Annotated in this window: 23 protein-coding genes; 5 read left to right on the top strand and 18 right to left on the bottom strand. The window is 41.4% G+C overall.

All coding sequences use genetic code 11. The annotated features are described in order from the left end of the window. Positions 1-57: 57 nt before the first annotated feature. Positions 58-2,376 carry a glycoside hydrolase family 95 protein gene (locus ACP8HI_RS06745; protein ID WP_438350351.1) on the bottom strand — a complete coding sequence of 773 codons (2,319 nt, stop codon included), beginning with the start codon at positions 2,374-2,376 and terminating at the stop codon, positions 58-60. 94 nt (positions 2,377-2,470) lie between these two features. On the opposite strand from ACP8HI_RS06745, the gene ACP8HI_RS06740 reads away from it, so the two are divergent. Next, on the top strand, positions 2,471-3,313 hold the full coding sequence (locus ACP8HI_RS06740; protein WP_438350350.1) for a helix-turn-helix domain-containing protein: 843 nt from the start codon (positions 2,471-2,473) through the stop codon (positions 3,311-3,313). 212 nt (positions 3,314-3,525) lie between these two features. On the opposite strand, the gene ACP8HI_RS06735 is transcribed toward ACP8HI_RS06740, so the two are convergent. From ACP8HI_RS06735 to ACP8HI_RS06700, 8 genes are all read right to left on the bottom strand, one after another. Continuing rightward, a complete protein-coding gene (locus ACP8HI_RS06735; protein ID WP_438350349.1) occupies positions 3,526-4,632 on the bottom strand; it encodes a Gfo/Idh/MocA family protein in 1,107 nt (368 codons plus the stop codon). Positions 4,633-4,681: 49 nt separating this feature from the next. After that, a complete protein-coding gene (locus tag ACP8HI_RS06730; RefSeq protein WP_438350348.1) occupies positions 4,682-5,413 on the bottom strand; it encodes a ThuA domain-containing protein in 732 nt (243 codons plus the stop codon). 24 nt (positions 5,414-5,437) lie between these two features. Further along, positions 5,438-6,601, bottom strand: coding sequence for a Gfo/Idh/MocA family protein (locus ACP8HI_RS06725; RefSeq protein ID WP_438350347.1), 1,164 nt, complete (start codon positions 6,599-6,601; stop codon positions 5,438-5,440). After that, positions 6,598-7,674, bottom strand: coding sequence for a LacI family DNA-binding transcriptional regulator (locus ACP8HI_RS06720; RefSeq protein WP_438350346.1), 1,077 nt, complete (start codon positions 7,672-7,674; stop codon positions 6,598-6,600). The genes ACP8HI_RS06725 and ACP8HI_RS06720 overlap by 4 nt, the downstream gene beginning before the upstream one ends. 73 nt (positions 7,675-7,747) lie before the next feature. Continuing rightward, positions 7,748-8,395 (bottom strand): SGNH/GDSL hydrolase family protein, encoded by a 648-nt coding sequence (locus ACP8HI_RS06715; RefSeq protein ID WP_438350345.1) that lies wholly within the window; start codon positions 8,393-8,395, stop codon positions 7,748-7,750. A 114-nt stretch (positions 8,396-8,509) separates the two neighbouring features. Continuing rightward, complete coding sequence (locus tag ACP8HI_RS06710) at positions 8,510-9,304, bottom strand: ABC transporter ATP-binding protein (protein WP_438350344.1); 795 nt, start codon at positions 9,302-9,304, stop codon at positions 8,510-8,512. Next, positions 9,304-10,218: an ABC transporter permease gene (locus ACP8HI_RS06705; protein WP_438350343.1), complete on the bottom strand. Its 915-nt coding sequence runs from the start codon at positions 10,216-10,218 to the stop codon at positions 9,304-9,306. Before ACP8HI_RS06705 ends, ACP8HI_RS06710 begins: the two co-directional genes overlap by 1 nt. A 94-nt stretch (positions 10,219-10,312) precedes the next feature. Further along, positions 10,313-11,362 carry an ABC transporter substrate-binding protein gene (locus ACP8HI_RS06700; protein ID WP_438350342.1) on the bottom strand — a complete coding sequence of 350 codons (1,050 nt, stop codon included), beginning with the start codon at positions 11,360-11,362 and terminating at the stop codon, positions 10,313-10,315. Positions 11,363-11,746: 384 nt separating this feature from the next. Between ACP8HI_RS06700 and ACP8HI_RS06695 the strand changes: the two genes are divergently transcribed. Then, positions 11,747-12,079: a DUF3889 domain-containing protein gene (locus ACP8HI_RS06695; RefSeq protein ID WP_438350341.1), complete on the top strand. Its 333-nt coding sequence runs from the start codon at positions 11,747-11,749 to the stop codon at positions 12,077-12,079. 316 nt (positions 12,080-12,395) lie between these two features. Then, a complete protein-coding gene (locus ACP8HI_RS06690) occupies positions 12,396-13,184 on the top strand; it encodes a TerC family protein (protein WP_438350340.1) in 789 nt (262 codons plus the stop codon). Here the strand turns inward: ACP8HI_RS06690 and ACP8HI_RS06685 are convergent. Further along, a complete protein-coding gene (locus ACP8HI_RS06685) occupies positions 13,131-13,403 on the bottom strand; it encodes a zinc-ribbon domain-containing protein (protein ID WP_438350339.1) in 273 nt (90 codons plus the stop codon). The genes ACP8HI_RS06690 and ACP8HI_RS06685 overlap by 54 nt on opposite strands. A gap of 184 nt (positions 13,404-13,587) precedes the next feature. Here ACP8HI_RS06685 and ACP8HI_RS06680 point away from each other — a divergent pair, with 184 nt between their 5' ends. After that, positions 13,588-13,929 carry a helix-turn-helix domain-containing protein gene (locus ACP8HI_RS06680; RefSeq protein ID WP_438350338.1) on the top strand — a complete coding sequence of 114 codons (342 nt, stop codon included), beginning with the start codon at positions 13,588-13,590 and terminating at the stop codon, positions 13,927-13,929. A 77-nt stretch (positions 13,930-14,006) separates the two neighbouring features. Here the strand turns inward: ACP8HI_RS06680 and ACP8HI_RS06675 are convergent, their stop codons facing one another. The 7 genes from ACP8HI_RS06675 to ACP8HI_RS06645 form a co-directional block, all read right to left on the bottom strand. Continuing rightward, a complete protein-coding gene (locus tag ACP8HI_RS06675) occupies positions 14,007-15,038 on the bottom strand; it encodes an ABC transporter substrate-binding protein (protein WP_438350337.1) in 1,032 nt (343 codons plus the stop codon). 26 nt (positions 15,039-15,064) lie between these two features. Then, the gene (locus ACP8HI_RS06670; protein ID WP_438350336.1) at positions 15,065-16,126 is read right to left on the bottom strand and encodes an ABC transporter ATP-binding protein; all 1,062 of its coding nucleotides are present in this window, start codon (positions 16,124-16,126) and stop codon (positions 15,065-15,067) included. 35 nt (positions 16,127-16,161) lie between these two features. Continuing rightward, entirely contained in the window at positions 16,162-17,817 is a 1,656-nt protein-coding gene (locus ACP8HI_RS06665; RefSeq protein ID WP_438350335.1) for an ABC transporter permease, read from the bottom strand. 26 nt (positions 17,818-17,843) lie between these two features. Next, on the bottom strand, positions 17,844-18,869 hold the full coding sequence (locus ACP8HI_RS06660; protein ID WP_438350334.1) for an ABC transporter substrate-binding protein: 1,026 nt from the start codon (positions 18,867-18,869) through the stop codon (positions 17,844-17,846). Positions 18,870-19,044: 175 nt separating this feature from the next. Next, a complete protein-coding gene (locus tag ACP8HI_RS06655) occupies positions 19,045-20,307 on the bottom strand; it encodes a PTS ascorbate transporter subunit IIC (RefSeq protein ID WP_438350333.1) in 1,263 nt (420 codons plus the stop codon). Between the two features lie 20 nt (positions 20,308-20,327). Continuing rightward, positions 20,328-20,618 carry a PTS sugar transporter subunit IIB gene (locus ACP8HI_RS06650; RefSeq protein ID WP_438350332.1) on the bottom strand — a complete coding sequence of 97 codons (291 nt, stop codon included), beginning with the start codon at positions 20,616-20,618 and terminating at the stop codon, positions 20,328-20,330. Next, positions 20,615-22,702, bottom strand: a complete 2,088-nt coding sequence (locus tag ACP8HI_RS06645) for a BglG family transcription antiterminator (protein WP_438350331.1) — start codon at positions 22,700-22,702, stop codon at positions 20,615-20,617. The genes ACP8HI_RS06650 and ACP8HI_RS06645 overlap by 4 nt, the downstream gene beginning before the upstream one ends. 398 nt (positions 22,703-23,100) lie before the next feature. On the opposite strand from ACP8HI_RS06645, the gene ACP8HI_RS06640 reads away from it, so the two are divergent. Continuing rightward, a complete protein-coding gene (locus ACP8HI_RS06640; protein WP_438350330.1) occupies positions 23,101-25,509 on the top strand; it encodes a YcdB/YcdC domain-containing protein in 2,409 nt (802 codons plus the stop codon). A gap of 98 nt (positions 25,510-25,607) precedes the next feature. On the opposite strand, the gene ACP8HI_RS06635 is transcribed toward ACP8HI_RS06640, so the two are convergent. Continuing rightward, positions 25,608-26,450, bottom strand: a complete 843-nt coding sequence (locus tag ACP8HI_RS06635) for a hypothetical protein (protein WP_438350329.1) — start codon at positions 26,448-26,450, stop codon at positions 25,608-25,610. Between the last annotated feature and the right edge of the window lie 5 nt (positions 26,451-26,455).

The following is a 26,455-nucleotide window of genomic DNA, read 5'->3' as shown; positions in this document are numbered from 1 at the left end:
ACTACGGGTTAAAAGCCGTAGTGAGGTTGTTAATAACTTTATTTATGATAACTTTATTTATGATATCTTAGTCAATGTATACTCACAACCCGATAAGGCTGTCCATTGAATTAGACCGTCCTCCAACTTGGTCAATTCTACCTTATGATCCCCTTCAGACACGATCACTTCACAAGTTGTTCTAACGGTACACACATGATCGAACTGGGAACGAATATGAGCTGTCTGTAGTTCCCCATCGGACCACAATACATTTACTTCACAACCACCTCTGGCCCGTAATCCCGTAATCTCACCTGCGCTCCATGCATTAGGCAATGCCGGAAGAAAATGTAGATAGCCCATATGACTTTGAAGTAGCATTTCAGATATCCCCGCCGTCGTTCCAAAGTTACCATCAATCTGGAACGGAGGGTGATTATCAAGTAGGTTCGGAAGAGTAGATTTAGCAAGCAGTGCTTGTATATTGCTATAAGCATTCTCACCATCTTCTAACCTTGCCCAGAAGTTGATAATCCATGCTCTACTCCAACCCGTATGTCCCCCACCATTGGCGATTCGTCGATCTAACGTAACTCTGGCAGCCGTTGCCCATTCCGGCGTCTCCTTCACACTAATGCGCTTACCTGGATGAAGAGCGAACAAGTGAGAGATATGGCGGTGCCCAGGTTCTGCTTCTTCATAATCCTCTATCCACTCTTGGATCTGACCGTATTTCCCTATGGTCGGTTGAGGTAGACGGTTTCGAATGCTTATCCAACTTTCTCTTAATTCCTTATCCGTTCCGAGCGTTTCAGCCGCATCAATAAGTGCCGTAAACAACTCATGCAATATTTGATTATCCATCGATGCTCCAATGCTTAACGTTCCTGACTCACCGTTAGGGAGAATGTATGTATTCTCTGGAGATACCGATGGATTAGTAACTAATAATCCGTCTTTCGTCTCAGACAGGAAATCAACAAAGAATGTTGCTGACTCCTTTATCGTTGGATACACTCGTTCTAGGAAGGCTATATCCATTCCGAATTCGTAATGCTCCCACAGATGGAGACATAGCCAGGCAGCTCCCATGGGCCAATAGGATGCTGGAATGTACACATCTTGAGGTGCTGTATCTGCCCATATATCCGTATTATGATGTGCGACGAAACCTCCACAGTCATACATGACTTTGGCTGTCACTCTTCCAGGTTCGCGCATACGTTCAATTAATTCAAAAAGTGGTTCATGGCATTCCGCTAAATTTCCAGACTCTGCCAACCAGTAGTTCATCTGTGCATTAATATTAATTGTATATTTGCTATCCCAAGGTGGTAACATATGTTCATTCCATATTCCTTGAAGATTTGCAGGTAACGAACCTGGGCGGCTACTGGATATTAACAAATAGCGACCGTATTGATAATAGAGTGAGATCAAAGCTAAATCTTCTTGTTGCTCGTGAATTCGAGCTAATCGCTCATTGATCGGAAGCATGTCATAGGATTCCTTCGTTGATAAATGAAAACTAACTCTCTCCGAAAGGGATCGGAAATCCTGAATATGTCTTTCTTTCAATATTTCATAGTCTAGCAAGGATGCCTTTACAGCAGTTTGAACAGTATAAGCCACATGATCTTCATGACGAAAAGTTGTTGCAGCCGTTAGGAAGAGTGTTACTGCATCGGCGCACTCTACAACAAGATGTTCACCGATAATAGATATTCTTCCGCCCTCAATCTGTGCTCGAAGAGCCGTGCTGAAATCCATGCCTCCACTGCCTCCAGCATTCCCCTTCATCACAATCGTGACATCATCTGCTTTCACAAATTCATCCATATAACGATTACGCCCACGCTTTAATCGTGCGGTAAAACTTATACTTCCCGGACGATCTGCAGTTAATCTAATAGCCATGACTTGATCTGGAAAGCTTGCGAATATCTCGCGTTTATAACCCGTTCTTCCTACCTTATAAATAACAGCCGCTACTCCATCCAACACATTCAGATCTCTTACATACTCTTGCACACTCTCTTTCTCATGACGAAAAGATAGTTGCAAATCACCCAATGGCAAATAATGACGTTGGGTTTCAGGAACACCGGATAGAGCCATCCTTGATAGATCTTCTGCTTCTTTCAACTGTCCGTCCTCTAGTAATTGACGAATTCTACTTAGGTTAGCTAGCGCATCTGGATTATTTCGATCACGAGGCCCCCCGTACCATAGGCTATCTTCATTAAGTCCGATTCGCTCTTCTAAGGGATGTCCAAATACCATTCCACCTAATATTCCGTTACCAATCGGTAAAGCTTCATCCCATACATTTGCAGGCTGATTGAACCATAATCGATGATTCTGTTGAATATCCGTTCCTATCTGTGTATTCATGAATTAACCTCCCTAGATATTTGCCATCATACCTATTCTCGAATAAAATATGGTTATACGCTTCTATACCAATTAACTGAATGCAGGTGTCCACATGATGATCAGCAATGAAGAAAAAGCTCTATCAGATCTCCTTCAATCACTTCAAATTCAATTACTAGCCGCTTATAAAAGTCAGGTAACGACCGAATGGGGAGAGATAAACTCGATTCCTCCGTTCAACAAACTTTATTTCATTCAAGACGGTGAAGGATGGATTAGAATTGGAGATCAAGACTTTTATCCAAAGCCTGGTCAGCTATGCCTTCTTCCTGCACATGTTCAGCATTCATTCGCCGCTATTAACGGCAATCCCTTTTTAAAATTTTGGTGCCATTTCTCGATTACAGTCGGACCGTTTGATTTGTTTCAATGGATTGGGGTTCCACTATGTATTGATACTAAAGATACGGCTAGACTGATCTATTTATTTCAAGAAATGGTTACATTATTTAATCTGGATTCCCTAATGGCACGTATTCGAGAGAAGGCTCTCTTATTAGAGATCGTATCCCATTTCCTAGATCATGTCCCAGTTCATATACTTCAGCACCGAACCGAAGAGATGAAGCGTTTAAATGTTATTCAGAACTTTGTTGAACAAAATCTCCATCATGGATTAACGGTAGATCAATTGGCAGGCGAAGTTCATCTGCATCCCAACTATTTCATTTCTTATTTCAAGAAGCATTTTGGATTATCTCCACTGAAATATGTGAATCGCAAACGTACAGATCGGGCCAAGTTACTGCTTAGTACAACCGCGCTTAGCATCAAAGAAGTTGCGGACCAGTCTGGGTTTAAAGAAACCAATCATTTCACGAAATTTTTCAAGAAAGAGACTGGTTTATCCCCAACAGATTATCGTACCTCCTTCACTCAAACACCTAATAACTAGGGAGATGTCTCTTCTATGTATTCATTATAAAACTGCCTTCCATACAATACGAGGTATGAAACTAAGATATATATGTATAATACTCACTATAGGTATAAGCAAGTAGAAATATAAGGAATAGAGTATCAAGTGAAACTTATGCTTTCTTATATTTTTAAAAAGACAATAACCTGACGATGTTCTTTCGTCAGGTTATTGTCTTTTATATTCGATTAGTTATCTAATGTAAAAGGTGCGAGATCTTTCTGCATAGGGCGTGGTCTAGTACATGTACTATGCATGTCATAATGCTTCTGTTCATCTGAAGAATCATGGAATGCCCACATCGCTTCTAACACATGATATGCTAATTCACCACTCGCCCGATGTGGCCGTCCGCTAAGGATTGCATATGCCATATCCGCTGCGGCTATACCTCTCGTATTCTCTTCATAACCGAATAGAAGCGGTTGTTCAATCCATTCCGACTCGCCCATTAGGCGATATTTCACCACTCCACTGAAGTTATTGGGATCAGGCACTTGAAGTGTACCCTTTGTACCATAAATCTCAATTGGAGGCAGGGTGCTTCCACCAAATATGTCAAAACTCATAATAAGGGTCCCAATGGCTCCTTCTTCAAATTCCATGACACCTGCTACATGGGTAGGAATTTCAACTGGAATGACTGTACCATTCTTCTTCTCACTAGTAATAACTCTCTCATTCAAAGCCTTTCCTGTCATGCCTGTGATTCGTTTAATTGGACCTAACAATTGAACAAGTGCCGTCAGATAATAAGGGCCCATATCGAACATTGGCCCTCCTCCTGCTTGATAATAAAACTCAGGATCAGGATGCCAGCCTTCATGACCACGACTCATCATAAATGCTGTCGCTGCAATGGGTTTGCCAATCAATCCATCGTTCACAAGTTGGAGGGCTGTCTGAATGCCTGCTCCATAGAACGTTTCTGGTGCACATCCAACAAGCAGCCCCTTCTCCTTGGCGACTTGCAACACCTTCTGTCCTTCTTCTCGTGTGACAGCAAGTGGTTTCTCTACGTAAACATGCTTGCCTGCCTCCAATGCTTGCAGACATACCGAAGCATGAACAGCAGGGATTGTGAGATTAATAACCAATTGAATATCTGGATCTGCCAACAGCTCTTCGGGAGTATATGCTTTAGGAATATCATACTCCGAAGCTTTTTCCTGAGCTCTTTGAATATCTATATCAGCACATGCAACTAGATCAATAACCTCGAATTTCTTACAATTCTCCATATAAATACTACTTATCTTCCCGCACCCGATGATTCCCACTCTTACTTTTCCCACAATTATGATTCCTCCCGTTTACATTAATAATGGTTGTTCAAAACTCACATTAATAGTTATTATCTACCATTCCAGTATAAGAATTTTGTTGCGCCGAAGCGCCATTCTTTTGTTCAGATACTAATTTACCATCAGCAGCCCAGATGAACCCACGGCGCATAATTTCTGTCACCGCTGGCATCTCAACAATATCGGCATGATGTCCTAATGAATTATAGAATACTCTGCCACTACCCCATCGTTTCGTCCAAACGACTGGCATTTCAACCGCTCCATTCGCAGAATGAGGTCCTGGAACAATGGGAAACATCGTGGAAGCCAATACTTCTACCGCTGGATCTACATGAAGATAATATTGCTCACTCTTCACTTGGAAATCCTCAATGCCCTCAAGCAGCATACTAGAGCTATACTTCAAATGAACAGTGTATTCAACGCCATCATTTCCCGGATGCGCTACCCACTGACCACCCGTCATGAACTGCCAATCCACGTTAGTGCGGAAAGAATCACACATTCCCCCATGACAACCCGCAATACCCACACCATTCTGTACCGCTGTAAGAACATTCTTTGCATACTCACTCTTAATCTCACCCATCGTCCATACAGGAACAATGAGATCCAATCCAAGAAGCTTCTCTTGATCAGCAAATGATTCCAATGTATCCGAAATCTCTACATCGAAATGTTCTTTCTCTAGAATACCTTTGAATACGTGAGCAACTTGTTCAGGTTCATGACCATCCCAGCCACCCCAGACGATTAGCGCTTTTCTCATATTGAAACACCCCTATTGTTTAGTTTACATTTCTGAAATAGATACCCAACGCCGCTCTTCGACTGAACGTTCAACCGCTTCCAACACAGCTTGACATTTCACTCCATCATTAAAATTCGGTAAAGGTTGTCTATCTTCATCTATAGCATTCATAAGCTCCAACATTTCATGTGTAAACGTGTGTTCAAATCCGATTGTATGCCCCGCTGGCCACCAAGCTTCCGAATAAGCATGTGCGGGATCCGTTGCCAGTACACGTCGGAACCCTTGTACGTCCTCGTCATCATCCGTGAAATATACTTCCAGTTCATTCATCCGCTCGAAATCGAACTTCACGCTTCCTTTACTACCATTAATCTCGAATGAATTGGTACTTCGATGGCCCGCAGCAAATCTCGTCGACTCGAAAGACCCGATGGCACCGTTCTCAAAACGAGTCATGAACAACGTTGCATCATCCACCGTGACCTCCCCCATTGGGCCATCACTACTTCCTTTGGCGCTTAACCCTGTCATTTCACTAGCCAGTGGTCGTTCTCGAATGAACGTCTCGCTCATGCCGATAACCTCCTGCATGTCGCCTACTAGGTAATGTGCGAAATCAATAAGATGTGCTCCTAGATCACCATGCGAACCCGAACCGGCAATCTCTTTCTGCAGTCGCCATACTAATGGAAATGTTGGATCTAGAATCCAGTCCTGAAGAAACCACGCCCGGAAATGATAGATCTCTCCTAATCTCCCGCTTTCAATTAACTTCTTTGCTAGTTGAATAGCTGGTGTGAAGCGATAGTTAAAGCCGACCATATGTTTAATTCCAGCTTTCTCTGCAGCAGCCAACATTTCTCGAGAATCTGCTAGAGTTAAAGCTAATGGCTTTTCACAGAAAATATGTTTACCCGCTTGTACAGCAGCCAGCGCAATTTCCTTATGAACATTACTAGGTGCATTAATGTCGATTAGATCAATATCATCTCGCTCAATCAATTTCCGCCAGTCCGTCTCAACCTCAGCCCATCCAAATTGCTCTGCAGCCTGTTTGACTGCGACCTCATCACGCCCACAGATGACCGACATTTTCGGCTTCAGTTTAGCATTTGGGAAGAACATCGGAAGTGCACGATAAGCATTACTATGTGCTTTACCCATAAATTTGTATCCTACCATACCAATACGAAGTTGCTTCATTCCAATTCCTCCTTTGATTTGGTACTACTAGATTCTCTAACGATTAACTCCGTAGGCAGTTGAATACGGAAGTAATCCTGCATTCCCTCAGACGATTGTTGTAGACGGTTCAATAGATTCTCAGTAGCGAGTTGGCCCATTTTGTAAAAAGGTACCTTCACACTACTCAATGAAGGCGCTGTCACTTCTGCCGAGTCTGAATTATCATACCCTACCATCCCCGGAAGTTGATTCCACGGTATACCTAGTTCTCTTAATCCCTGTTGTAAACCAATAGCCATTCGATCATTAGATGCAAATATAGCATCAACGTTATTCAATATCTCATGAACGGATGATGCAGCTACATAACCGCTCTTGCGACTAAAGTTACCTGTGAACAATAATGACTCTTTAACCTCTAATCCATGATCCTGCAATGCCCTCTGATATCCTTCATAACGATCACGACTGTTGGAATATGCTATGGGTCCATTTATAAAGGCAATCTTCTTATAACCCTGATGAATCAGATGTGTGACTGCATCATAACTTCCCTTCATATGAGTGGCATCCACTTCACTGAAAGTCTCTCCATCATAATGCTGGTTAATTAAGCAGAAATGTCTATTGTCCTCTTTCAACCGCTGTAATGCTTCTATTTCTACTTCATCATCTTTAGCACCCAGTATAATCAGCGCATCAACCTTACGAGTATGAAATAGTTGTGAATAGTTCATCACATCATCTATTGGTCTGAACAATAATAATAGATCATATCCATATTCGTGAGACTTACTCCCAATTCCACTAAGTATTTCCGATAAGAAATAGGTTGAGAACAAATTGACCTTAGGCACATAAGGAAGGATGACACCTATATTCCCACTTCTACTCGTAGCAAAGTTTCGAGCGAGCGAACTAGGAGTATAATTCAATTCCTTTGCTGCAGCGAGAACCCTTTGTCTTGTCTCATCCTTTATAGGACCCACGTTGTTAAGCACTCTTGATACGGTTGCTTCGGACACCATGGCTAGCTTAGCTACCTCCTTACGGGATGCGATAACAAGCCCTCCTTCCGCAATAATGTACACGCGTACATTTTCTCATGTGATGGTCCAGATGTCAATAGTACTTCAAGGATCATCATCCACTTGATACGATCTGCTACTTCCTATTCTTCACGCTCTTTATCCATTCATTGGCGATAAGTTGGTGACCTGCTGGCGTTGGATGAATACCATCCCATATCCAATACGATTCGTCTGCTTGGCGACACGCATCATTGAAGGGCTCTTGTAGCGGAACATAAATGGTGCCATAGGCTTCAGAGACTCTCTTCGCAGCTTCTTGTCTTTGGCAAACTTCATCATTCCATTCTTTCCAATTATCCTTTACTTTCCCCGTCGCTGGTAGAATGAATGGCTCACAAATAACAAATTCAATATCCGGCAATTGGGATTTGGTTTCTTCGATTAATGACTCATACACCTTCTCATACTTAGCTGCGGATACTCCACATTTTCGCGAGAACTCCATACCTACATCATTTACACCAACTAGTATACTTAACACATCTGGTTTAAGGTTTAATGTATCTTCTTGCCAACGTCCGAATAAATCAACAATCCTATTTCCACTTATACCTCGATTAAAGAACTGATATTGTTGTTCTGGTTGTTCATAACCTAAGAGACTTGCAATAAGAAAAGCATACCCGTGACCCATATCATGATTAATATCTCGTTCACGACCGCGGCCTCCATCCGTGATCGAATCCCCTTGAAATAATATCCTTGCATCTTTATTAAACATAACTTCACTCCTAGCTCATAAGTTGATATCGTTTATAATATATCACATAATCTATCTTCCCAAAAAGTAACTCTCTCCCGATCTCATAACCGTGAGAGAGTTATAGCTCATCAATTAACCGAGTACAAGACGGTCGTCAGACAATTTATGTCCACTAATTTGTTCGAATTCACCAAGCAACCGCTCGACAGTTAAATCTTTCTTTCTTTCCTCATCAATATCCAATATGATTCGTCCACTATCCATCATAATAAGTCGATTTCCCAGACGAATAGCCTGCTCCATATTATGAGTAACCATCAGTGTTGTTAGCTTCATCTCTCGAACAATACTGTCCGTCAATCGGGTAATCAATTCTGCCCGAGAGGGGTCTAGTGCTGCGGTGTGTTCATCAAGCAGTAGTATTTGAGGGCTCGTGAATGTGGCCATAAGCAGACTTAACGCCTGTCGTTCTCCACCTGAGAGCATTCCCACCTTCGCATGAAGACGCTCTTCTAGACCAATACCAAGACGTGACAACTCTTCGCGGAACAAAGTTCGTTTACTTGCCTTCACTCCAAGAGCAAGTCCGCGTTTCTTGCCCCGTGCATAGGCCATGGCGAGGTTCTCCTCAATGGTCATATAAGGAGCCGTCCCTGCCATCGGATCTTGAAATACTCGGCCGATCCAACGACTCCGCCGGTACTCTGGTAAATGCGTAATGTCTTGATTCTCAATCTTCACATTTCCTGTATCTGGCTTCATTACACCGGAAATAATATTCATTAAGGTAGATTTACCTGCACCATTACTTCCAATAACCGTGACGAAGTCACCTGGTTTCAAATGCAACTGTATATCAAAAAGAGCAATTTTCTCATCAGGTGTGGCTGGGTTAAATAATTTAGCTACATGGTTTAGCTGAAGCATTATAGCTCACCTCCCCTTGATTTCTCTTGACCCATAGTCAATATTTCAGCTGATCGCTTCTTGGCCATCTTCTTCTGCTTCATCACACGACGAGTTGACGGGAGCACGAGTGCCACGATAACGATAATAGCGGTAATAAGCTTCATATCCGAAGCTTCTAACCATTCAACTCGAAGTGCGAGTGCAACTACCACACGGTAAATGATGGAACCAAGAACGACGGAAATGATATGGTGAATGACATTTTTAGCTCCAAACACCGCTTCTCCAATAATAACAGAGGCTAGTCCAATGACGATCATTCCTACGCCTCCGGATAAGTCTGCAAAAGAAGAATGTTGGGCGATCAGGGCCCCGGAAAGTGCTACTAATCCATTCGCTAGACTAATACCGATAATTTTGGTCAGATCAGTATTCGCACCGAAGCTTCGAATCATCCGATCATTATCACCAGTAGCTCTTAATGCTAGTCCCAGATCTGAATACAGAAAGCGACCCAATAAAGCTAACACGATGATGACAACAATCGGTATAAGCACGAGCGGCTTTACTGAAGTAAATATCGTATTCAATCCATAGACCGAGACATTAGGTTTGCCCAGAATTCTCACATTAATGGAATACAGGGCAATCATCATCAGAATACCAGACATTAACCCATTGATTTTACCTTTGGTATGTAATAGACCTGTACAAGTTCCTGCTGCAACTCCTCCAGCAAAACCCGAAAGACTAGCCAAAACAGGTGAATATCCATGAGTAATCATTACTGCCGCAATGGCAGCCCCTGTTGTAAAGCTTCCATCTACCGTTAAATCTGGAAAATCCAAAATTCGAAATGTAATATATACCCCGAGTGCCATAAATGCATATAACATCCCGGATTCGACAGCACCCCATAATGAGTCGATCATTATGATTACCTCCTCTTAGACATAAAGGGAGTGGTCGATTCACATCGGCCACTCCATAACAATAATTTCTGAGTAGTACCTATTCAAGCTATCATTACTGGATAATATTTTCCTCTGCATTTTCTACTTCTGCCTTCATTGCATCCGTTACTTCGATCCCTTGTGCACTCGCAGCTTTTAGATTCAATATCAGATCCAACTTTTCTTGCATACCCACTGGCATATCTCCAGGTTTCTTACCATTCTTTAGAATCTCCACAGCCATCTGACCCACTTGATAACCATGGTCGAAATATTTGAAACCAACCGTTGCAAATGCACCCTTCTCCACCGTATCACGATCACTGGAGAAGAATGGAATATGCTTCTCATTAGCTACTTTGATAATCGCTTCTGCACCACTTACTACCCTATTATCTAATGTAATATAAAAGGCATCTGCACGACCGATCAACGATTCTGCAGCCTGTTTCACTTCCGATGTATTCGTAACCGCAGCCTTAACTAGCTTTATATCGTGCTTAGCTAACGCTTCCTCTGCGAATTTAGACATTATGACAGCGTTTGCTTCACCTTCATTAATAACGATTCCCACGCTCTTTACATTAGGGAAATTTCCGGCAATGAAATCCATCAACTTAACAGTTGCTTCAGGATTAGTATCGGCAATTCCCGTTACAAGCCCACCAGGATTCTCTAAATTAGTGACAATCTTAGCATCCAGAGGATCTGTAACAGCAGCAAACAATATATTCTTATTCTTCACTTGCTGTATAACAGCTTGTGCGGATGGTGTTGCAATGGCAAGAACGAGATCAGCATCACCTGAATTAATCTTCTGCGCGATGGTCATATTATTCGTCTGATCATCCTGCGCATTATTATAATCTACCTTTAGGTTATCGCCCTCAGTAATTCCGCCATCTTTCAAGGCTTGCAAGAATCCTTCGCGGGTTGCATCCAAAGATGAATGCTCTACGATCTGGGAAATCGCAATTTTGTACGTTTTCTTATCCGTATTTTCTTTGCTTCCAGAGTCCGTACCAGCGGTGCCATTCGTTCCCTTATCTCCGTTATTTCCGCAAGCCACTGCTAGAATCATAATTGCAGACAACATAAGTGAGACCCATAGTTTCTTTTTCATTAAAAATCCCCTTTTCTAATGTTCATTTTTCATTACAAACCGCTCAGTAATCAATTAAAACAGACAAGTATCACCGCTGTTATGATATGACGCACTAAAGCTCTGACTCAAGCAGAAACGGTTATACCGTCCTTTTTCAAGGAAGTTATCCGTCTCTGCCGAAATATAAGGAATAAAGTATCAAGTGAAACTTATACCTTCTTATATTTCAAAAAAATAACCTTAGTTATTCCTTATAATATATGTCTCTACTATATCCGTCAATTGCTATATAACTCTCGCCCCTATGTACAGTTCATCTATTCGTAAGCGTTCTCTTTTGATGAATAATAATAGTCATAATTCAAATAATACATCTAATGCACGAAATAAGGAGGGTGTCCTATGAACACAATTCAGAAAATCGTTACAACCATTATACTAAGCGTGACAATCACAATGTCAATGACTGTCTTTACCTCGGATATAATACCCGTAGAACCATCCTATGCTAAGTGGGGCACTATTGCAGTGAAAGAGACGAATAAGAAGTACAATGCAGCTGTTGTAGACTATCTCCACATAGGTAGCAAGAAGATCTCCGATAACACAACCGAAGAAAAATTTAAACTTATTATTAATCGCAACAATAAAGACATTGGAGTCATCGTGACCATACTCTACAATACCAACAACAATCAATTGTTGACAATACATTTCCAAGAAACAAATCCATAAGATTCATCTTCCTAAATTTATATTTATTGACATCAAGTCAAAAATTATATATGATTTCGCTATATTGTTCTTTCTTTTATCTTCATAATTAAATATCTTCCACCTGTAAAGGGGAGTAGCTGTACAATAAAGTCGTCAATACGAGAGATCTTTCTCCGGCTTTATTGACAATTCACAATTGTTAGCGAGACCTTTACTAAGAAATAATTCCTTTATTTGTAAAGGTTCTATTTCTTAGTAAAGGTCTTTTTTGATGTTATCTGCATGGAGGGATGGTTATACTTCATGAATAGATATAAATAAGGGGGAAGCAACATTGGATATCGGTTTATTATTAGAGTATGGATGGGTACTGCTTATACTGGTTGGATTAGAGGGGTTACTCGCAGCAGATAACGCGCTTGTGTTAGCGATTATGGTGAAGCATCTACCGGATCAAGAACGAAAAAGAGCACTTTTCTACGGATTGGCAGGCGCATTTGTATTCCGCTTCGGTTCATTATTTGTTATCTCATACTTAGTAGATATTTGGCAGGTACAGGCCATTGGTGCCCTTTATCTATTGTTCATCGCCGCAAATCATATTGTAAGAAAAGTTATCTTCAGAAAAAGGGGACATGGAGAAGTCATTCCTGGCAGTTCAGCACAACCTAAAAAGAATTCTGGGTTCTGGCTCACGGTTATTAAAGTTGAGGTAGCTGACATTGCTTTCGCCGTAGACTCTATTCTAGCAGCTGTAGCATTGGCAGTAACATTGCCGAAAACTTCACTTCCGCAAATTGGAGGATTGGATGGTGGACAATTTTTAATTGTTCTTGCTGGAGGTTTAATCGGAATGATCATTATGCGTTTCGCAGCATCCTTCTTCGTGAAGTTACTACAATCTCGTCCCGGTCTAGAAGTTGCCGCCTTCATCATTGTTGGTTGGGTAGGCGTTAAGCTCGCTGTGATCACCCTTGCTCACCCATCACTGGCAATTCTCTCTGAGTCATTTGCACATAGCACCGCTTGGGAAATTACCTTCTATGTCGTGCTTATCTCCATCGCAGTCTTAGGTTGGTTCCTCAGTAGCAAGAATGAAGAACATCATGAGAATCGTAATTAGGAGGATCATTCCTACGATAGATATTACGATACGTAGCATTTTTAAGGTTTTATCTCTTTTTCTCTTCGTTGGAAGAATTGGTAGCGTTGCTACAATTTCTTCTGTTATTACTTTATTATTTCTTATATGTGCTCTGTAAGATGCATACAATAGAATTCCACAATGATCACAGAATTTCGCTGTATCGCTGTTCTCAAAGTTACATTGTAGACATTTCAATGTTCATTCTCCTTTCATGGATTATGTTAGGGAAAAATCGTAGAACAATCATATTGAGCCATTGAATAATGACCATTAAAGTAATTGTACACCAAATGAAACTAACAGTAAACATATTGAAACCAACAGTACGTTAAATTTTTGTTAACCTTTCACTACTGTTTAGGGTGGAGGGTGATGAACGATGGATTATATGCAATTAGGATCACGGTTGCGTCAAGAACGACTTAAACATAATCTAACGCAAGAAAGATTGGCGGAGAAGATCGACGTTTCTCATGCCTACATAGGACAGATTGAACGAGGAGAACGAAGCCTCACTCTGGAGACTCTAATCAAACTAGCCAATCAATTAGAAGTCACGGCTGATGAACTACTTCTCGAGTCCCTCAAGATGAATGACAACCATTTTATTCATAAGATCACAAAATTGCTTCAAGAACGCCCATTAAATGAGCAACAAATGGCATTGAATATGCTTGAGGTTATGTTTACTCATCTTGATCAAATGGACTCTACGAAGTAATGGAACAACAAAGAGGGGCTGTCCCAAAAGTCATGAAAATGACCTTTGAGGCAGCCCCTTATTATTATAGCTATCCATTAGTTCGAAATTTGTACATGCATTATTTCTGTTGTCCATCTATTGATCAAGCGTTCCCTATTCTTACCAGCCCATTCCGAATTATAAGAGATCACATTAAGATTATGAAGCGAAAAGGCCTCTTCAGGAGACTCCGCATCTCTATGCGTGAGCAATTGGTAATTCCCTACTTGCTTGCCTAACTCTTGTGCATCTTTAGTCAGAGCCCAGTCTACGAACTGCTGCGCCTCTTTCGTATTGGGTCCTCCTTTAATGATGCCAACCGCTCCGATCTCATAACCTGTTCCTTCGATCGGGAAACTGATCACCAGATTCTGAAACCCTTCTTTGTAGAACTTGAGGGCATCATGAGAGAACATGACCGCTGTTCCAACTTCACCCATACCTACCGTACGTCCTGGTACACTACCAGATGTGGTATAGATAATATTCTGTTTATGAAGTGCTTTCAAATATGTAAAAGCCTCATCCTCACCGAATAACTGTACCCATGTTGCAAGTGTCGTATAGGCTGTGCCAGATGAACGTGGATCGGGCAAGGAGATCATCCCTCGATAAGCAGACTTCAGCAAATCGTTCCACGATTCGGGAGCTGTCATCCCTACCTCTTGCAACCAGGTCTTGTTAGATACAAAGGCGATAGATCCAATATAGATTCCCGTCCAGAATCCATCAGGGTCACGATACGTCGGATCTATCATTGAAACGTTAGGTGATATATAGGGTTCTAACAACCCTTCGGACTTAGCTTGAATAAACGTATCCGCAGGTCCACCGAACCATACACTTGCTTTGGGATTATCGTGCTCAGCACGTATTCGTGACAGAATCTCGCCGCTAGACATCCGAACGTAAGACACTTTAATGCCCGTCTGTTTCTGAAAGGTCTCAATCGCTTTGATGGCATGATCTTCATACAGTCCAGCATAAACCGTGAGTGTACCCTTAGTATCTTTGCCACAGGATGAACATAATAACAAAAGAATGATCAAGAGGGATAGCCGTAGCATAATACTTACCGAACGTTTCATCCGTCCCCCTCTTTTCACTTGAAGTATTAAATAATATGCAATGAGTCTTCAGAGAATTGTAAAGATACTTCTTGGTTCACTTGAAATATATGCTCATAAATCGGATTGTGCACTGTAATTTGAAGTAGTTGACCATTATATTCTACCTCGTATTCTTGTGTCTGTCCCATAAATATACTTTTGGTAATGACCCCCATATGTGCTGTACCCTTCGTAAGCGTCACAGCTTCTGGACGAATAAGAACTGTGACCATGTCACCTACCTTATATCCATCACGTCGAACCTTCAGAATTCCGGATTGAGTCTCAATCAATAATACCCCATCCTCTATCCTTTTAACTGAACCCTCTACAAAATTGGCTGTACCAATGAAATCAGCTACAAACCTCGTCTTAGGTCTCTGGTAGATTTCCATTGGACTTCCTACCTGCTCTATCCTCCCCTTATTCATGACAATGATCTTATCACTCATACTCATGGCTTCACTCTGATCATGAGTGACATATACGGTTGTGATCCCAACCCGTTGCTGGATATTACGAATTTCATCCCGCATGACAACCCGAAGTTTGGCATCGAGATTTGAAAGCGGTTCATCAAATAGGAGCACGCCTGGTTCCATCACTAGCGCTCTTGCCAAGGCAACACGTTGCTGTTGTCCACCTGATAATTGTGATGGCATGCGCTCCAAATAATCATTTAAGTTCATGATGTTCGTGACGGAATCTACTTTTCTCCGAATATCTTCTTTCGATAATTTCTTAATCCGAAGACCATAGGCTATATTCTCGAACACATTGATATGTGGAAATAAAGCATAGGACTGAAAGACCATCGTACAGTCTCTCTTATTCGGAGAAATTTGATTGACATTCTCATCTCCGAAATAAATATCACCTGATGTAATCTCTTCAAAGCCCGCTATCATCCGAAGTGTCGTCGTTTTCCCACAACCGGAAGGACCGAGAAGGGTCACGAATTGACCCGCTTCGATTTCTAAACTCACTTCCTCAACAGCATAGGTTTGTTTTCCTTTATCATCCGTGAACGCTTTGGATATTTGTTGTAAGCTAACCGACTTAGCCATGACTTTGCCCCCTATCTTATAAAGTATCTGTTGTATTAAGCTGTACGTCTAGGTCCACTCATCCACTTCACCAGTAGGTTTAACACAATCATCGCAATAATCATGATAATGATCAGAATGGTACAGTATGCACTTGCCACACCAATTCGACCCGCTTCCACTTGAGCAAGAATAGATGCTGTAATAAGGTTGAACTTCGCAGAAATCAGGAAAATAACAGCGCTCATTGCGGTCATACTTTTCACAAAGCTATTCACTAGCCCACTGAAAAGAGCAGATTTAATGAGTGGTATGACGACACTCGTGAACACTTTGGTTTGCTTCGCACCTAGATTAGTAGCTGCTTCCTCTATACTAGGATCTATCTGCTGTAATGCAGCTATTCCTGAGCGAATGCCTACAGGCATCGCCCGAACAACAAATGCAGCGATGATGATAATAGCCGTCCCTGTTAATGCTAACGGAGCCTTGTTGAAAGAAAGAATGTATCCTATACCGATAACTGTCCCAGGTACCGCAATCGACAGCATACTGATGATTTCAAGTGCCTTTTTGCCAAGAAACTTCTTCCGTACAATTAAGAATGCAATAATGATCCCCAGTAATCCGGATATCGGTGTTGCGATCAAGGCTAGCATTAGCGTATCTTTCATCGCCTTTTGTCCAATAGAGAACACATATTTATAATGGTCTAATGTGAAGCTATTGTTAATTCCCCACAATTTAATAAATGAACCTATGGGTACTAAAGCGTAAAAAGCCATAACGATGACGGACATGATCATACAGAATGCGAATAACATCGTTTTCGTTGGACCTGAGTTAATCAATCTTCTCTGTCCTGTCGGTTTACCTGTAACAGTGACATAGCTTTTCTTACCTACCCAGAATTTCTGCAGCACATATACGATCAATGTAACCGTTAGTAATACCATCGCAAGCGCAGCACCCGACTGCATATTATAACTACCTACAGCCTGCAAATAAATTTCTCGTGCCACAGTAGAGTAATTCCCACCAATGGTCATCGGATTACCAAAATCAGCTAGAGATTGAACAAAAACAAGCAAGAATGCATTCGCTATCCCTGGTACAGACAACGGAAGGGTTACTGTTAAGAATGTCTTTAGTTTATTGGCACCCATGTTCTGACTGGCTTCCTCAAGGGAAGGGCTGATGGAACGAAGCAGCCCCGAAAGAGTTAGGAAAGCAATCGGAAAGAACGATAGCGTTTGGACGAGCACCAAACCGTGAAGCCCGTAAATATTAGCGTTATCCAGGCCCAGTAAATTTTTAGTAATTAGACCTTGTTTACCAAGTAGTAACATCGCTGATAGAGCAATAACGAATGGCGGTGAAATAATCGGTAGGATGGCAATACCGTTAAATAATCGTTTGAATGGTACCTTTACATACGCGAACGTGTAGGCGAACATATATGCTATGACGGTTGAGATTGTAGCCGACAAGAAGGCAAGGACCAATGAATTGGTCAAGGCGGTGAATAATCCACCACCCGACAGCACTCTCTTGTATCCATTGAAGTTAAATATACCATCCGTAGTTACAAAGCTTGATTTGAAAATTTGAAGTAACGGATAAACAATAAACACAAGTAAGCAGAGCATTACTAATACGATTAGTATTGGCAGGAGCGGCTCACGCTTGAATCTTTGGAACTTAGCGCCCATTTAAGCTCTCCCCTCTCAAGATGATGTTATTTCTTAACTTCTGCACTCCATTTATCGAGAAGCCGTTGGCGCTGTGCACCTGCTTCAGAAACATCATAGTCAATTGTATTGATCTCATCTAATTTAACCGCCTGTTCCGGACCAACGGCATCAGAGTTCGTAATATTCTGGAAGCTACCTACAGTCTTACCTAATTCCTGTCCAGCAGGAGATAATGCCCAATCAACAAATTTCTGTGCAAGTTCTTGTTTCTTTGAACCTTTAATGATAGCAATAGATCCGGTTTCATAACCTGTTCCATCTTCAGGAATCGTCATAACAAGATTATCGAAACCTTCTTCTTGATATTTGATAATATCATGTGCGAACAGAATACCTACCCCAGCTTCGCCCATACCAACCATTCGTCCTGGTGCTGCACCACTTGTCGTATATTGTTGCACTTGAGGATGAAGTTTCTTTAGAAATTCAAATCCTTTCTCTTCACTACCCATAACTTTCAATACAGTGTAAAGCGCTGTATATGCCGTACCGGAAGATGCAGGATCAGCCATAACCACTTCGCCTTTAAAAGCTGGGTTCAACAGGTCATCCCATTTCTTCGGAGCTTCCAGACCTTTCTTGGCTAGGAACTCTTTATTGGATGCGAATCCGACAGCTCCAACATATACGCCAGTCCAAAAGCCATCAGGATCTTTATACTTCGCATCAATTTTATCCGCAATCGGGGATTTATAAGGTTCAAGCAAATCTTCGGATACTGCTTGAACAAACGTATCTGCAGGACCTCCATACCATACATCCGCTTTAGGGTTATCCTTCTCAGCACGAACTTTAGCTAATATTTCTCCAGCTGACATACGAATCATTTCAGCTTCTATACCCGTGTCCTCCGTGAACTTCTTAACTGCTGCAACCGCATGATCTTCCTGGAAACCGATATATACGGTAACTTTCCCAGCCGGTTTGTCGTTGCTTCCAGAGCCGCAACCTGCGATCATTGATGCCGCTAGTGCAAGTGCTGTAAAAGTGCTAATCCATTTTTTCTTCATATTCATTTCCCCTTTTCTCTTGATGTTTTTATTATAATGGCTACGCTTACATAGTTGTTAGTCCAAGGTTCTGCCGTTTAGATCGGCAGGAAATTGGGCGTTCTATTCTAACGCAAAGAGTCTACCTCAAGCTTCTACTTGAGATAGACTCTTTTTCTTTTATAAGATGACCCAGTTAGATCCAACTGAATAACGCATGTACGATGATTCCAATGATGGAGAAATCACTGTCAGCAAAGGTTGTACGCAAATAACCCAGGTTAGATAATAACGGAATGAGAAACATCGGTAGAAAAGTGATCACAAATCCATGGACGAGAGAAGACGTAACTAATCCCCGTAGCCCCCCTATTTTATAAGCGATAACCCCAGCGGCACCGCCCGAGAAGAAATGAGGAATAACCCCAGGAATAATGACGGTGTATTGTATCTTCATCATGATAATCATAGCCATAATCCCACCTGTAAAACTAAGTAAGAATCCGATCATCGCAGCAAATGGTGAATATTTGAATAGCACTGGACAATCGAATGCAGGAATGGCACCTGGTACAACACGATCAGCAATCCCTTTAAAAGCGGGCACAATCTCAGATAACATCATCCTAACACCCGCAAGTATGACATAACACCCTCCTGCGAACCATGTTGCCTGCAGGAGTGAGACGCTAATGAAATGACGTCCAGAGAACATCTCTTCTATACCACGTGTGGGTGCAAACATGCTTGAGACTAGAAATAAGACAAATGTAAACACCGTAATAACCACCATATTGTCTTGAAAAAAAGAACGCATCTTCTTCATCGTATACGGTTCTTTGGGCTCTTCTTTCGTCTTAAACCAAGATGCAATAAAGCCGCTTAAAAGGTATCCTACACTATTAAAATGCCCTATAGCAATTCTTTCGTCTCCTGTTACTCTACGAATATACGGTTGTGAGATTAAAGGCGCAAATGACATGCATATGGCTAACACTATCCCGCCAATCACCATGACCTGCCACGTTGACATGGATAAGGACATGAGCGTCCCCGCTAATAATGAAGCCATGAACAACATGTGATGTCCTGTAAGAAAGATGAATTTAACTGGCGTAAATCGTGCGATCCCCAGATGTACAATCATCCCAATGAGCATAATAATTGCGATCTCTTTGCCATAATTAATTTGTGCTAAGGCGGTAATCGTCTCATTATGAGGAATAATACCAATGACATGAAATCCATTTTGAATGATGGCGGATAAATTAGATAAAGATGTACCTGCAGCATTTGCTCCGATCTGAAGGAGTGTGTACCCAAGCATGGTCCTAATGGTCCCATTGAGTAGTCGTTGTAACGGCTCCCTCTGAAGTAACAAACCTATAAACGCAATAAAACCAAGAAGTAGCGCAGGTTCCCCGAGTAATCCTTTACTAATTAATTGTGTTGCATTCATATTCATTCACCTTTACCCGGCTAACCAACCCACCGTTGAAATATGATACTTTCAGTTAGCCTCGTTCTAAGATATTTCCGATCAATGACATCCTCCAACCCGATCATTTCAATGCCTGTGATGGAGTCTAGCGAGTCCATTATATAGCTTGATCCAATAATTAAATCTGCATCATGCGCATCCATCGAGGTGACGTCCGTATGTTCAACCCAAGCCTTTACTCCGAATTCCTTCAGTAACGCTTCCACATTTAAACGGATCATCATGCTTGTTCCCAGTCCACTATTGCATACCACGATGATTTTCCTCATAACTCCTCCTTCTCACGGAATGATCGCCAGATATGATACGAATTAGCAGATTCCCGTAAGTCTTTCATAAATGTCTCATCGTTGAGTACATCGAGTAGCGTACTAAGCGCGCCTATATGTTGCACTTTGTCAACGGCCGCAAGCGTAATCATCAGCCAGACAGGATGAGCTAACGGACCGAAAGAAATAGGCTCTCGGAAAGTAGCGAGGCTGAAACCAGTCTTTCCAATTTCACCGGGCATATTCGCATGAGGAAAAGCGACCCCATGATGGATGATAAAAGAATGATTATTTGAATGAATCATCTCTACTAACTTCTCTTCATAACGGAGCCCTGTTAAACATTTATTGTTTAACAGTAGGCATCCTTCATGAATAGCTGATTGCCAATCCATAGGCTCTAATTGTAACCTTATTGATGTCGTTGGCATCAATTCACTTAATCGGTTCGCATCCATTGCTCCATGCAAATGTCCACCTTGGATTAACAATAATAACTCCTCTAAAAGTTTATTCCGGTTATGTATATCCGCATGACGTTCCACGACTCGAAAGATGTTATTGACCGTCTGAATAGTCGTCGATGTCGCAATTTCCTCCATCATCGTCACACCAAGAAAAGAGGAAATCTCTCGCTGATCCTGGATAGTTAATAAAGGTGATACCTTTAACCAAGGAACAGCGATGGGATGGCTAATATCAATGGTTGTTAACACAGCGTCAGCATCTTGAAAAGTAATATCCCTGGACTCTTTGTACGAATAGTTGTTGACCACCTCCACTTGCGGACAAATATCCGTAAGGCGACGTTTAATAATCGCGGAAGTACCGATGCCTGAACCACATACGATAGCAACTCGCTTACGAATCTGAGCGACATGAGGAACTATTCCACTACCTATATGAAGCATAATATATCCAACCTCATCCAGGTCGAAGATAACCGAGATGGGTTCCATGACATCATTAACGATTTGTTCAAGCATTGTGAGAAACGACCCATATTGAATTTTCAATTGTTCCAATAGCGGATTTTTAGATTGTAAATCAAATTTGGCACGATAGATAGCAGGTTTTAAATGAATCACCAATCCTTGGACAATCTGATCCGTCATTTGCAGACGATGCCCCAATGCCTGTTCTGTCCGTGTAATGATTTGTTTAGCCAACCCGACGTATAACTCTTCATCTACTGGCGCATTCTGTTTCTGCGCACCAAGAATATGTTGTGTCATATATCCGATCTCAGATGCTGGAAGTTTCACCTGAAAGTGATGCTCAACAGCGGGAATCACCTCTGCTTGGATCACTTTATATACATGTTGTATTTCCAACTCACGAAGTAGTTCTTCATCCATTTCGATGGCATGCGCATGCTTCAATCGTTCCATCGCCATCAACAAATGTAAGGTTAGCGTTGAGTAACCCGCATCCGTTAATTGTAACCCTAGTAGTTGCTCTACATGCTGTATTGAATCAAACAACATCATAGCATCACTAGATTTAAACCACATATTCCATGGACCAATCGTCAGCTTCTCCTCTGATGGTTGACTAAGCATATAGCCCAATAGTTTATCATCCGTCACCTCGGCACGAAGTAACTCCAAATAGGCGCTTCGCTTTAATTGTTCGCTTCCAGTGATACTCAAATTTCCCCGATCTTTCAGTAATGTAAGCCTTCTCTCTTCAAGCCAAGCCTTAATATCACTCAAATCGAGAAGAAGCGTATTCTTACTGATCTCAAATTCTACTAACAGATTCCTCATGGTTATGCTTTTCTCTTGTAGTAATTTCTTCATTAATATCGTCGTACGCTGTTTAGCATCCATGTAGATTGGTCGTTCACTCATCACCAAAGCCAGACTTTCAGATTGCTGTGAATTCAGTTGCAAATACATACCTAATGAACGATTACGCTCAAGTACAACACCATGTTTCCGCAGAAAGTCCTCTAATTGTAATAGATCATTTCGAGCTGTACGTAATGAAATAGCGTATTCATCCGCCAATTGCTGCAAAGGAATATAATGTCTTGCTTCTATCAGTTGTTTGAGTATCCGTTGTTGTCGACTAGATATCATAGAGGTCACCTATCCAATTGGATTGTATTCGCTTTCATCATGATTATATACAAGAAGTTAGAAAAGGAACATCTTTACCTCTTATTCATGTTTTCATGTATACACTCCCTGCCCGCCCACGATAGTTACTCTCTCACCAAGGGCACCAAAAGACGCCTTTCTTATTTAATGAGATCGTAATTCTCAATCCTCGGCCATATTAACCCTATTCCTACAGCCATGCTGAAAGAAAAGTGATAAGCATAACATACTAAAGAAACAATATCATACTATTTGTGAATACATTTGCGTTTATAAAATATATATATACTTGGCATAACCATGTTCGTGTTATTTGCGTCTATACAAATGTACGCTGGATTAATATCTAAAATTTAACTTTGAGAGGATGAGATGTTTTGTTAAAAAGATCTACTCGTTCGATTCACCGTACTTCTAAAGTCGCCCTGCTTGGTGCGATAACCTGTACTTTACTCATACCACAAGGCTTTGTTTTTGCCGATTCTGTGACTTCATCTAAATCATCTGTATCTGTATCTGAAACTTCGTCTACCTCTGATGCGGTCATGACAGATCGTATGAGACTAGCCATTGCTGCTGGAGAAATGGTCATTTCTGAAGCTGCAACACCCGATCTTGCTAAGGTAAAGTTTTCAAAAGAAAAGGCAATTGCAAAGGTTAGAGAGTTATTTCCAACACTAAAGAATGCTGAATCAACGAATGTCACCTTAGGTAATAACAATACCTACCCTGCCCCTGAGAACCAGATGGTCTGGGACATTCAATGGAATTATCAGGTAGGCACTTCCGGTTATGGGTTCAATAGTCAAGTGGATGCTATTACAGGGGATTTAATCAGTACATACATTTCATTTCCTCTTGAGAGTGAAGAAGCGTACTACCCCCCAAAGTTGTCTAAAGAACAAGCTTTAATTGAAGCCAAAAAGTTTATTACTAAAGCTGCTCCATCGATTTCAGTCGAGGATCTCCAAGTGAATGATGTAGATTATGGATATGCGAATCAAGCCTTATTCGGACCCGTTCAGTATTCATTCTATTTCACAATAAAGAAGAACGGAATTCCTTCTCAAGCGGATGCTCTGAATATAACTATTAATTCCAACGGTCATGTCGTGCAATTCTCTAAACCTTCTGAATCTATGAGTTATCCATCATCTGTCGCAAAGATTAGTGAAGCTGAAGCTAATAAGCAATTCAAAGATGAATTGGAAGTTGGATTATACTATATTCCAATTCGTAAAAACAATCTGAAAACAGACTGGATACTAGGCTATCGACCAGACCCTAGCTCGATCTACTCCATGGATGCTTCAACAGGTAAGAGATTATCCGTTGAGGGTACTACGGTGCCTTCGACACCTGTTATGTATTCAGACATAGCTCAGACCAAAGACAAATTTATTGCACGAAGCAATAAGACCCAGCTCAGTGGTGAAGAAGCAGCCCAACTGGTTCAGAAACTTGTTGCGCTACCTGCAGACTACACACTACAGCATCAATCACTAGTACCTTATTATTACAACCCTGAACAGAAGACATGGAACCTAAGTTGGACAAAAAAAGGTGTATATTTGGGTAACCAGACTCATTATAACGCCGAGGTTGATGCAGATACTGGTGAAATAATTGGATTCCGGACCAGTGATTTCGGTGAAACTGAATCAAAGCAGAATGTCACTATCCCCAAAGGACTCACAAAGCTATCCAATGAATCCGCTAAGCAAAGATCTATCGACTTAATCAACCAGTTATATGCTAATGCTAGCCTAGATTTAAAGATCATTAACCATGAAGATAGCTGGAACTTCTTAGCTGAAAGCAATCAATACCGTTACGAGTTTCAACGCTTCTATAAAGGAACTCCAGTGGGTGATAGCACGGTAACCATCATCTTTGATATCTTCGGAAGGCTGCAATCCTATTCAGCATATCGAAACGCTGGACTGGAAAAGGTCATAGATAATCCGGTCATTAAGGTAACTAAAGAAGGAGCTTTAGAGTCTTATCGAAACCTTTATACAATGAAGTTACAATACACACGATTTAATGCCTACAACTACAACTATAGTAGTGCAAATACGAAAACAGAGCTAAAACTAGTCTATACTCCTGAACCTGCCGATCCCATTAGATCCTATCAAGTCCTAGATGCTGTCACTGGTAAATGGGTAACTCAATATGAGAACATTGGGAAAGCGAACGGTACAATCACGCCAACAGATTTGCTAGGGCATGAAGCAGAAAAGGCACTTACCACTCTCGTTGACTACGGTATCCTGATGCCTGATCAAGATGGGAAGATAAAACCAGATGAAGTGATTACCATAGGCGATTGGCTATCCATGATCGTTAAATCTATAACACCTTATTATGAGAGCTACAATTATAGTGCAGAACAAAAGCCAGTTGCCGGTGTAGATCCAGACCATTCTATTTATGGCATTGTAAAATATGCCGTGGAGCGTCAATGGATTAAGAACGACAGTACTTTACAACCGGATACCGAACTAACTAAAGAACAGCTAGCCGTTCTATTGACATCCATTGTAAACTATAAAAAATTAGCCTTGCATCTACAGAATGATACGTCGGTTAGCCAATTCAGTGATGCCAACGTCATCACTAACAAAGGTGCCGTTGCTGTTGCCATTAAGCTAGGTCTATTGCAAGGTGAGAATGGTAAATTTAATCCACAACAAACGGTAACCAGAGCACAAGCTGCTATAGTTATTATGAAACTCGTCGAGATCCAAGGTAAGACTGACCAAACAATTGGTCAGCGTTAATACCTGATTGTATTCTACACATAGTAAAGCCACGGAGTACGGAATCATCGTACTTCGTGGCTTTTGTCGATATTCACAGAGGTTTTCTCAATAGCTGACTATTCTTTCATCTCTTCGAATGAAGCATCATAGATTCTAAACATCGTCTTATAGCCAGATTCATCGATCTTTATGCCTGTGTCCAGTCGTCCCGTGATTTGTAACGGTCCAGATTTGTATCTTAGCTTTACATCATCAGGTACAAATACAATCATGATCTTGTTCCAATACGTCTCATCACCATTATCAAATGGACATTCAGCACCAGGCTCTGGAATAAGCAGAAACCAATGCTTGTCAAAAGAAAGCACTTCACCCATGAACCCTTTGATCGTAACTGTCGATCCTTTCAAGTCCCAGAATCGGTTAGAAGGCGTCGTCTGGTCCTCCCCATCGAAAAATTCCGACCACCCTATACTAGTAATACCGGATGATGTACTCTTAGCTGAGACGGCTTGCTTCACTTCACTCTTCGCTGTGAGTGAACTATCATTTGATGTTGATTCAGTGTCTATTTTCTGAATGACGTCCTTACTAGTTTTAGCCACTGGCGATTCTTTCTTCACAACATCTTTCTCTTTGTCTATTTCCTTTTCTGTTTCTGTTTCTATTTCTTTCACTTCAACTTGATCTTCCGTTATGATCTCAATCTCACTATCCTTTATGGGTGCTGGCTCCGAGTCAGAGACGGTATTATCCTCCGTATTTCCCAAACTATTATTTTCTATCGAAATGGATTCCGCTTGTTCAGCCTCTTCTCCGGCTTCAACCTCTTCAACTTCAGATTCTTCCTGAGATAAGGTAGAGAACGACTGCGCTGTTTCTTCCACTTTAATGGATTGACCACAAGCCTGAAGAAGTAACGTAAGTAATAACAATATTAAGATTCCTAATCTCTTCATCTCTA

This window comes from Paenibacillus sp. FA6 (genome assembly GCF_051550225.1).
In the GTDB taxonomy this organism is placed as follows: Bacteria; Bacillota; Bacilli; order Paenibacillales; family Paenibacillaceae; genus Paenibacillus_AQ.
This window is presented reverse-complemented; position numbering and strand designations above follow the sequence as displayed.